Origin of the sequence: Occallatibacter sp. (assembly GCF_049802275.1) — a bacterium.
Lineage (GTDB): Bacteria > Acidobacteriota > Terriglobia > Terriglobales > Acidobacteriaceae > Telmatobacter.
Genome location: NZ_JBARMD010000684.1, coordinates 1 through 1,787 on the forward strand (window position 1 = coordinate 1; position 1,787 = coordinate 1,787).

Consider the following 1,787-nt stretch of genomic DNA (forward strand, 5'->3'; position numbering starts at 1 on the left):
GTGAAGGAGGACAGGAGGAAAACCAAGCAAAGACGCAAACTGCGGAAGATCATCCGAAGCTCCCGGGGCGGGTTTCGCACGCCGCCAAATTGCAGCCCATAGTAGCGGATCATGGTGCTCCTCAACAAATATGGCAAAGCGGTTCAACCTGGTGGATGAGGCGCGGGTTTTATTCAGGGTCGCGGCTCATTGATGTGCAGAGGCGAGCCGGCTTCCTCCGGCTCTCCCTCCGGCCCGAAGAGGAGCCATCCGGATCCGACCGCGATCAACAAAAGGCCAAGCCAGCCGCGAGCCTGAACACCGGGACGCAGGAACGCCAAGCCGATCAGGTTTGCCAGGAATGGCGCGATGAGGAAGCGTGTGGTCATGCGCACTGCTGTCATGCGGCGCATTAGCCAGAAGAGCAGTGCGAGGGCGAGGAGGTCGAGAGCGGTCCACGGATTGTGCAGGGACAGACTTCGGGAGGCGCGGTGCTCGAAGATTATTCCCATCAAGGCGAGTGCGATTGCAGCGCATCCTGTCGCGATGGTTGCGAAGCTGAGAATTGATCGCGCGGGTTGCTCGGATGCTATGCGGACTGCGATGCAATTGGCAGCAGCGAGGGAAGCGACTGCTGCGACTACTTCGCAGAAGGCCAAAGCTGCTGCGGCGGGCCGGGGCAAATCGAGCGGGAACACCAGCAATGTTCCGGTCACGGCGAGGAGCGATGCCATCAGTGCGCCGCGTGGTTGATTTGCAGATGCAGAGCCGAGGTGCGGCTCCAGCACTAGGGCGAAGACGGGAGCTAGCGAGAAGAGGGCGACACGGGTGGAGGCGTCGATTGTTTCCCCGGCGATCTGAATCAACACGGCAGGCATAACAAAGAGGCCAAACCCGACCAACATCGTTGCACCGAGCGCTCTGCCGACCGGCCAGCGAACTTTGCGCACCCAAGCTGCGATGGCAGCGATTCCGGCGAACAGCGCCAGCGGTATTGCCTGGGTCGCCAGAGAGGAATTCGCAGGGGCGGCGGAGCCGGGCAGAAGATCGGAGCGCAAAGAGGCGGAGGCCCAAAGCAGGCAAAGAAGCAGCAATGCCAGGAGCGGCGCCGTTTTGGTCTTTAGTCCGGGCAGGTGCGGTCCTTTCTATGTTCGATCAGAACACAGCGTTGCGCCTGTGCCGGTATCGAGCCGGGAAGGGATCGAGATGTGCCGCTAAGTTACAATGGTGATTGGGCCAAGGCCGATTTTTCCAAGTACAGCAAGGAGTTTCACGTTTATGGCGATTCCCGCCACACAAATGCGTCCGGGCATGATCATCAAGCATAACGACGTTCTGCACCTGGTGTTCAAGGTGGAACATCGTACCCCGGGCAACCTGCGTGCCTTCATCCAGGCAAAACTTCGTAATCTGAAGTCCGGCGCCATGTTTGAGCACCGCTTCCGCTCCGGCGACGCTATCGAGAAGGTCGTTGTCGACGAAATTTCCATGGAGTTCCTCTATGCGGATGGCGACGACTACTACTTCATGAACCCGGTGGATTACGAGCAGACGGTGCTGAAGGGCTCAACCCTGGGCGATGCGGTTGAATACCTGACGCCGAACCTGCAGATCAAGGTCAGCTACCACGATGGACAGGCTGTGGGCATCGAGTTACCGACGTTTGTTGAACTTACCGTTGTGGAGACAGAGCCGGGGCTAAAATCGGCGACGGCGTCGTCGGTGACCAAACCGGCCAAGACGGAAACAGGTCTTGTGGTGCAGGTCCCTCCCTTCATCAACGTAGGTGAAAAGATTCGCGTCGACAC

Annotated in this window: 2 protein-coding genes; one reads left to right on the plus strand and one right to left on the minus strand. The window is 59.2% G+C overall.

The window, feature by feature from the left end:
* Positions 1-173 precede the first annotated feature (173 nt).
* Positions 174-1,037, minus strand: coding sequence for a hypothetical protein (locus tag WA354_RS23125; RefSeq protein ID WP_472815387.1), 864 nt, complete (start codon positions 1,035-1,037; stop codon positions 174-176).
* A 220-nt stretch (positions 1,038-1,257) separates the two neighbouring features.
* On the opposite strand from WA354_RS23125, the gene efp reads away from it, so the two are divergent.
* Positions 1,258-1,787 (plus strand): elongation factor P (gene efp, locus WA354_RS23130; protein WP_472815388.1); only part of this gene is annotated, 530 nt, incomplete at its 3' end.